We start from the raw sequence: 7469 nt of genomic DNA on the forward strand, positions 1-7469 counted from the left end.
ACCCGCACCGCGAGGGGCCTGCCGCCCGGCAGGTGGGGCCGGGGAACCGCCTGGCTTGTGCCGTCGCCGCCAACCACGCCGACCATCCGCACGCCCGGCGGCCGACGGCGCTGCCGGATGGGTCGCTGACCTTCGTCGTCGCCGCCCGGCACCTCACACCCCAGTGGCCTGCCGCCCGGCCGGGGCCAGGAAGCGGGGTACCTGCTCAGCCGCCCGGCCCCCCGGACCGCAAGTGACCTGCCGGACGGGAGAACGGGGCCGGGGATGACCGTACCCGGCCACCACTGGACCGGTCGGGGGCCGACGACGCGCCCTCCTCGGGCGCGGGAGGGCGTCAGGCCTCCGGGTCGACGGTCTCGGGTTCCAGGCCGAGCAGGTTGGCGACCTCCTCGACGACGGTCTCGTGGACCATCAGGGCCATCTCGTCCTGCTCCCGCGTGCGGATCTCCACGGGGCGGCGGTAGATGGTGATGCGGGCACGGCCGTCGCGTCCGGTCTCCAGGCGGGAGTAGGGGATGCCGTCCTCGGCCGTGACCCCGCGGGGGACCTGCGGGACGTCCTCGACCAGGAACTCCACGTTCGCGAGCTCGCGGGACCACACGCGCTCCAAGCGCTCCACGGCGTCGAGCACGAGGTCGTCGAAGACCTGCGCCCGGCTGCGGGAGATGGGGACCTCCGGCGGTGCCAGCGGGCCGCGGATTCCGCGGCCCCGGCGGTCCCGGCGTCGGAAGCGGTCGGCCTGAGCCCTCTGTAGGCGCACTCGTCGCACGATTCGAGAGTATGCCATCAGGGGCCGGATCGCAGCCCCGGTGCCCCGGGGGCCGGGGCCGGACACACCAGGGCCCCCGTACTGGCGCCGGAGAGAGGAAGGGATTAGGGTCGGCTCCCGTGAGCGTTGTCCGACGCTGCTCGCGAACCGCGTGCAGACAGCCAGCAGTCTTCACGCTCACCTATGTCTACGCCGACTCCACCGCCGTCCTCGGCCCGCTCGCCGCCTACGTCGAGCCGCACTGTTACGACCTGTGCGCCATGCACGCCGAGCGCCTCACCGCCCCGCGCGGGTGGGAGGTCGTGCGGCTTCCCGCGGACAGCACCGGCGGCCCCGGCAGCGACGACCTGGAGGCCCTGGCCAACGCCGTGCGCGAGGCCGCCCGCCCCCCGGGGGGCCGCGCCGAGCCCTCCGCCCCGTCGGGGGCCGAGGGGCAGCGCACGGGCCACCTGCGCGTGGTCAAGTCCGACACCCCGGACCGCACCCCGCCCGCCCGCCCCTCCGGGGACGGCTGACCCCCCGCCCGGCACCGGTCACCACCGCACGGACGGCCCGGGGCGCCCCGCGCCCCTTCCGGTACGTTGGAACCCCCGCCCCCGGCGGGCCCGGCGACCGCCCGCGGCGACCGGGCGGCAATCACGACTCGGAGCGGAGCAGCAGTGGGTGACCTCGGTCGGATCTTCAAGGCGTACGACGTCCGCGGAATCGTGCCCGACACCCTCGACGAGGGGGTGGCCCGCGCCATCGGAGCGGCGTTCGCGCGGGTGATCGGGGCCCCGTCGATCGTGGTCGCCTACGACATGCGCCCCTCGTCCCCGGCCCTGGCCGCCGCCTTCGCCGAGGGCGCCACCGGCCAGGGCGCCGACGTGGTCATGGCCGGCCTGGGCTCCACCGACATGCTCTACTTCGCCTCCGGCCGCCTGGACATGCCCGGGGCCATGTTCACCGCCAGCCACAACCCCGCCCAGTACAACGGCATCAAGCTGTGCCGGGCCGGGGCCGCCCCGATCAGCTCCGAGACCGGGCTGGCCGACATCCGCCGCCTCGCCGAGGAGGGCCTGGAGCCCTCCGGCACCCCCGGCAAGGTCACCGAGCGCGACCTGCTCGCCGAATACGCCGAGTACCTGCGCTCGCTGGTCGACCTGAGCGGCGTGCGCCCGCTGAAGGTCGTCGTGGACGCCGGGAACGGGATGGGCGGGCACACCGTCCCCGCAGTCCTGGGCGACCGGCTGCTCGACCCGCTGCCGCTGGAGATCGTGCCGCTCTACTTCGAGCTGGACGGCACCTTCCCCAACCACCCCGCCAACCCGCTCGACCCGGACAACCTGGTCGACCTGCAGGACGCGGTGCGCCGCACCGGCGCCGACGCGGGGCTGGCCTTCGACGGCGACGCCGACCGGTGCTTCGTCGTCGACGAGCGCGGCGAGCCCGTGCCGCCGTCGGCGATCACCGCCATGGTGGCCGTGCGCGAGCTGGCCAAGGAGCCCGGGGCGCCGATCATCCACAACCTGATCACCTCGGCGGCCGTGCCCGACATCGTCCGCGAGCACGGCGGCGAGCCGGTGCGCACCCGGGTCGGGCACTCCTTCATCAAGGAGACCATGGCCCAGACCGGCGCGGTGTTCGGCGGCGAGCACTCCGCCCACTACTACTTCCGCGACTTCTGGCGGGCCGACACCGGGATGCTGGCGGCGATGCACGTGCTGGCGGCGCTCGGCGGCGACGAGCGGGCGCTGTCGGACCTGACCGAGCAATACACTCGCTACGCGGCCTCCGGCGAGATCAACTCCCAGGTCGAGGACCAGGAGGGGCGCACCGCCGCGGTGGAGCGGGCCTTCGCCGGGCGCGACGGGGCGAAGGTGGACCGGCTGGACGGGCTCACCGTCGGCTTCCCCGACGGAAGCTGGTTCAACCTGCGCGCCTCCAACACCGAGCCGCTGCTCCGGCTCAATGTGGAGGCGCCGGACACCGCGGGCATGGAGCGGCTCCGCGACGAGGTGCTGGCCATCGTGCGGGCCTGAGGGCCCCGGCCAGCCGCGGCACGCCCACGCCGGCCGCGACGACGAACGACCGACCGAGAGAAGCGCGAGAGAAGCGATGAGCGCGAAGATCGACGAGTGGCTGCTGGAGATCCTGGCCTGCCCCAAGAGCAAGAAGCCGCTGCGGCTGGACGCCGAGGCCGGTGAGCTGGTCTGCGACGAGAGCGGGCTGGCCTACCCCATCCGCGACGGCATCCCGGTGCTGCTCGTCGACGAGGCCCGCGAGATCGGCTGACGCCGTGCCGCCCCGGGAGTTCGACGAGACCCTGCTGGAGCGCCCCGACGCCGGGGGCGCCGCGGCCCGCGCCGCGGCCTCGGCCGGGGCGCACCTGCGCGCCGGGCGCGCCGCCGCCCTGGACGCCGACACGGGGGTGCTGGAGGAGCTGGGCCGCCCGCGCGCGCTGGTGCTGGCGGGCTCGGGCGCCGAGGCGGCGGCCGCGGACGTCGCCGCCGCCGCGCTCGGCCCCGGCTGCCCGGTCCCGGTACAGGTGGTGCGCGGCCGCGGACTGCCCGGCTGGGTGGGCGCCGCCGACCTGGTGGTGGCCGTTTCCGGCCGCGCCGGACCGGCCGCCGACCCGGTGGCGGCGTGCGCGGCCGAGGCGGTCCGCCGGGGCTGCGCCCTCGCGGCGGCCGGCCCGCCGGACGGGCCGCTGGCGGCGCTGGCCGAGCAGTCCCGCGGGGTGTACGTGCCGCTGCGCGGCCCCGCCACCCTGTGGGGTCCGGTGGGCGCGGCGCTCGCGCTGGCCGCCGCGGCCGGGGTCCCCGCCCCGCCGGGGGAGGCCGTCGAGGCGGCCGCGGTGCGCATGGACGAGGTCGCCGCCGCGTGCGGCCCCTCCGTGGAGAGCTGGGAGAACGAGGCCAAGACGCTGGCCGCCGACCTGGCCGGGACACTGCCGCTGGCCTGCGGTTCCACCCCCGAGGCGGCGGCCGCCGCGCGGTGCTTCGCCGCCCGTGCCGGCGCCGTGGCCGCCTACCCGGTGATGGCGGCGTCCCTGCCCGAGGGGCTGGGCACCGCCGCCGCGGCGCTGGCGGGGCCGCTGGGCGCCGAGGGGCCGCGCTCGATCTTCGACGACCCGGTGGAGGACGGCGGCGTCCGGCTGCACCCGGTGGTGCTGGAGGACCCGGACGGCGGTCCCGACGCCGAGGCGGACCTGGCGGCGCTGCAGGACGCGGCGCACGCGGCGGGCGCGCGCGTGAGCAGGATCTCGACCGGCCCGGGGGATCGGATGGAACGTCTGGCCGGTTTGATCGCTCTAACCGATTACGCCACTGTGTACTTGGCTGCGGCGTATCAGGTGGAAACTGCGGCCGACGAACCGAGCCAGGGCTGACGCCGATACCGAACCCCCACTGGAGGAGCTCCATGCCCGGTCCCGAATCGCTGTCGTCGAACGACCCCGCATCGATCGGCGACTACAGCGTCGAGGGGCGCCTCGGCAAGGGCGGCCAGGGCGTGGTCTACCTGGGCCGCGACCGGGACGGCGAAGAGGTCGCCATCAAGGTGCTCAACGACCAGTGGGCCGAGAACGACGAGCTGCGCGCGCGCTTCGAGAAGGAGGTGCGGGCGGCCCAGAAGGTGGCCTCGTTCTGCACCGCGGCCATCCACGAGGCCAGCCTGGACTCGGACCCGCCGTTCGTGGTGAGCGAGTTCGTCGACGGCCCCTCCCTGCAGGAGGCCGTGGCCAAGAGCGGGCCGCGGCGCGGGGCCGGTCTGCAGCGGCTGGCGGTGAACACCGCGACGGCGCTGGTCGCCATCCACCGGGCCGGGATCGTGCACCGGGACTTCAAGCCGGGCAACGTGCTGCTGGGGCCGGACGGGCCGCGGGTGATCGACTTCGGCATCGCGCGGGTGGACGACGGCCAGGCCACGCTCACCAACTCCATCGTCGGCACGCCGTCCTACATGGCGCCCGAGCAGATCGAGGGGCGCGGCATCACCGACAAGGTGGACGTGTTCGCGTGGGGGTGCGTGATGGCGTTCGCCTCCACCGGCAACGCGCCGTTCGGCGCCGACAGCGTGCCCGCGGTCGTGCACCGGGTGGTCAGCGCCCCGCCGTCGCTGGACGGGGTGCCCGAGGAGCTGCTCCCCGTCGTGCAGGCCTGCCTGGACAAGGACCCGTCCCGGCGGCCGTCCGCCAAGGAGCTGCTGATGCGGCTGCTGGGGCACGACTCGGCCGAGGGCGCGTCGACGGAGGAGGTCGTCCGGGAGGGCGAGCGCGCCGCCGAGACCGGGGTGTTCGGCACCGCGGCGCCTGCGGCGCCGCCGTCCAACAGCGGCCCGCAGACCCCGATGCCCCCGTATGGGCCCGGCCCGGGGCGTCCGGGCACCGGCCCGCAGCCCCCCTACCCGCCGCACAGCGGCCCGCAGACGCCGATGCCGCAGCAGGGCCCGCAGCAGGGGCCGCCGACCCCGCCGCCGATGGGGGCGCAGCAGGGGCCGTCGCCGATGGGCCCGCAGACGCCGCCCCCGCCCAACATGGGCCCCGGCGGGCCGATGGGACCGCCCCCGCCCAACATGGGGCCGGGCGGGCCGATGGGGCCGCAGACGATGGGGCCCAACACCACCATGGGCGGCCCGAACAGCACGATGGGCCCGGGCACGTTCGCCGGAGGGCTGCCCCAGCAGCCGCAGTCCCAGGAGGACCCGGTGCTGTCCCAGGGATGGGTGATCCCGGCCGTGCTGGTCACGATCATCATCCTGGTCCTGATCCTGGTCCTGGTGGCCCTCGGGGGCGGCTGACGCCCGCGGGTCCCCCGCGTCCGCGCGCCGCGCGTCCCCGGGCACCGGGTCCGGATCCCGTGTCAGGGAAGCGTGCGGGCCAGGCGGTCGACCGTGCGGGAGACCGCCTCGTCGACGAACTCCTCCACGCAGGGCCACCGGTCCCCGGCCGTGTCCCCGGGGACGAGGGTGACGCAGTCGGTGCACGCCGGGTCGAGGACCTCCTCGGGGCCCCGCGGGGTGTCCATCACCGCGGAGGCCGTCACCGCGAGCGCCCCGGTCGGTGGGCCGCCCACGTCGTGCACGGTCACCACCAGCTCCACGGAGGCGCCCGCCGCCCGCAGGCCGAGGGCGGCCCACCGGCAGCCGGGGCCGGGGACGAAGAGCGCGCGCTCGGCGGCGGCCTCGCACCGGTCGCGGCGGGGGCCTTCGGCGACGTCGGCGGCCTCCACCCCGGCGGATGCGTCCGGGTCGAGCTCGCGCAGCACCTGGGAGAGCGGGCCGGTGCGGTGGCGCAGGTGCACCAGGATCCGGCGGTGCACGGCCGACGCCAGCAGCGCCGACGGCGGCGGCACGTCGGGGCGGCCCCGCAGGGGTGTGCTCAGGCGGGTGCGCAGGGCGGCGGTCTGGAGGTCGGCGAAGAGCTCGGCCAGCGCGGCGGTGCGGTCGTCGGGGGCGCCGTGCGCCAGGGCCGCGTCGAGCCGCCCGCCGATGCGGCGGTCGGCGGCCAGCGGCGGGTGGTCGGAGCGCATCAGCGACAGCGAGGCCAGTGCCCACGGGAGCGGGCGCAGGTACGGCGCGGGGCGGGCGGCGGTGCCGGTCTCCTCCAGGCGTCGGCCCAGGGCTTCGGCGGTGCGCTGGAAGAGCAGGGCCGCCCGCACCACGGGGTGGGTCTCGGTGGCGGCGGCCTGCGCCGCTTCGGCGGCGGTGCCGATCGGGGGCGCGGGGGCGGGCGGGTCGAAGTCGGGGATGCGCCGGGCGAGCGCGGCGAGCCGCCCGGCGGTCAGCGGGCTGCCGGACGGGGGCTCGGCGGCGACGGCGCACAGCGAGTCGACGTCCAGGCCCCGGCGCGCCGGGGACCCGGGCTGCCCGGCGAGCGCGCGCAGTTCCCGCACATGCCGTTCGACCGCCCGGCGGAGCCCGTCCGCGCCCTCGCAGGGGCCGGTACGGCACCGCTGCTGGCCGAGCGCGTGCAACCGGTCGAGCCGCCCGAGGGATCGGCGGAGCGACGCGGGTAGATCCTCACCCGAGAGGGTCCTGTCGGCAAGGGAGTCCACGGTTGCAACCGTAACCGTGACGGCCCCGCCGGAAACCGGAATCGACGGATTAGCACGGAGGAACCGGAACAGGGGCTGGGCACGCGCACCGTCGGCAACGCGGAGAGGACGTGGGCCGTACAACGGGGCGGCGGGGCGCGGCGTAGAGGGCGACGAGGACAGGCCGGCGCCCCGCGCCGCAGCGCCGTCGGCCGTGGGGCGTGCGGATGGTCGCTGTTCCTGGCGGCGACGGAGTGAGCGGGGCGGTTCCCGGGTCTTGCCTGCCGTCCGGCGGGCCCTTCGCGGTCCGGGTAGGCGGGCGGCTGAGCAGGTACCCCGCTCTCGGGCTCCGGCCGGGCGGCGGGCCGCCGGAGTGCAAGGTCGCAAGGGCAGCAACGACGAAGGTCGGCGGCCCCTCCGGCAGCGCTGTCGGCGACGGCGCGTGTGCGTGGTCGCCGTGATGGGCGGCGACGGAGCGAGCCGGGCGGTTCCCCGGTCTTGCCTGCCGTCCGGCGGGCCCCTTGCGGTCCGGGTAGGCGGGCGGCTGAGCAGGTACCCCGCTTGCGGGCCGTAGCCGGGCGGAAGACCGTCGGGGTGTGAGGTCGCAAGGGCAGCAACGACGAAGGTCGGCGGTCACGTCCCTTGGTGTGGTGTAACTTCACAAACGCACTACCCGGTGTCGCCCC

7 protein-coding genes are annotated in these 7469 nt (G+C 76.4%); 5 read left to right on the forward strand and 2 right to left on the reverse strand.

Annotated elements, in window-relative coordinates:
- Window positions 1-334: 334 nt before the first annotated feature.
- The gene (locus O4J56_RS31510) at window positions 335-760 is read right to left on the reverse strand and encodes a metallopeptidase family protein (protein WP_270678686.1); all 426 of its coding nucleotides are present in this window, start codon (window positions 758-760) and stop codon (window positions 335-337) included.
- Window positions 761-888: 128 nt separating this feature from the next.
- Between O4J56_RS31510 and O4J56_RS31515 the strand changes: the two genes are divergently transcribed.
- From O4J56_RS31515 to O4J56_RS31535, 5 genes are all read left to right on the forward strand, one after another.
- Window positions 889-1284, forward strand: a complete 396-nt coding sequence (locus O4J56_RS31515) for a DUF3499 domain-containing protein (protein WP_270690867.1) — start codon at window positions 889-891, stop codon at window positions 1282-1284.
- A gap of 144 nt (window positions 1285-1428) precedes the next feature.
- The gene (locus tag O4J56_RS31520; protein WP_270690868.1) at window positions 1429-2790 is read left to right on the forward strand and encodes a phosphomannomutase/phosphoglucomutase; all 1362 of its coding nucleotides are present in this window, start codon (window positions 1429-1431) and stop codon (window positions 2788-2790) included.
- A 76-nt stretch (window positions 2791-2866) separates the two neighbouring features.
- Window positions 2867-3043: a Trm112 family protein gene (locus O4J56_RS31525; protein WP_270690869.1), complete on the forward strand. Its 177-nt coding sequence runs from the start codon at window positions 2867-2869 to the stop codon at window positions 3041-3043.
- 4 nt (window positions 3044-3047) lie between these two features.
- Window positions 3048-4139 (forward strand): SIS domain-containing protein, encoded by a 1092-nt coding sequence (locus O4J56_RS31530; RefSeq protein WP_270690870.1) that lies wholly within the window; start codon window positions 3048-3050, stop codon window positions 4137-4139.
- 32 nt (window positions 4140-4171) lie between these two features.
- A complete protein-coding gene (locus O4J56_RS31535) occupies window positions 4172-5548 on the forward strand; it encodes a serine/threonine-protein kinase (RefSeq protein ID WP_270690871.1) in 1377 nt (458 codons plus the stop codon).
- Window positions 5549-5610: 62 nt separating this feature from the next.
- On the opposite strand, the gene O4J56_RS31540 is transcribed toward O4J56_RS31535, so the two are convergent.
- Window positions 5611-6804, reverse strand: coding sequence for a hypothetical protein (locus O4J56_RS31540; RefSeq protein WP_270690872.1), 1194 nt, complete (start codon window positions 6802-6804; stop codon window positions 5611-5613).
- Window positions 6805-7469: the final 665 nt, after the last annotated feature.

The sequence above is a fragment of the Nocardiopsis endophytica genome (genome assembly GCF_027706725.1).
GTDB classification, from domain to species: Bacteria; Actinomycetota; Actinomycetes; order Streptosporangiales; family Streptosporangiaceae; genus Nocardiopsis_A; species Nocardiopsis_A endophytica.

Coding starts and splice junctions, on each gene's coding strand:
- O4J56_RS31535 (WP_270690871.1), top strand. CDS start 4,172: ATGCCCGGTCCCGAATCGCTGTCGTCGAACGACCCCGCATCGATCGGC.
- O4J56_RS31525 (WP_270690869.1), top strand. CDS start 2,867: ATGAGCGCGAAGATCGACGAGTGGCTGCTGGAGATCCTGGCCTGCCCC.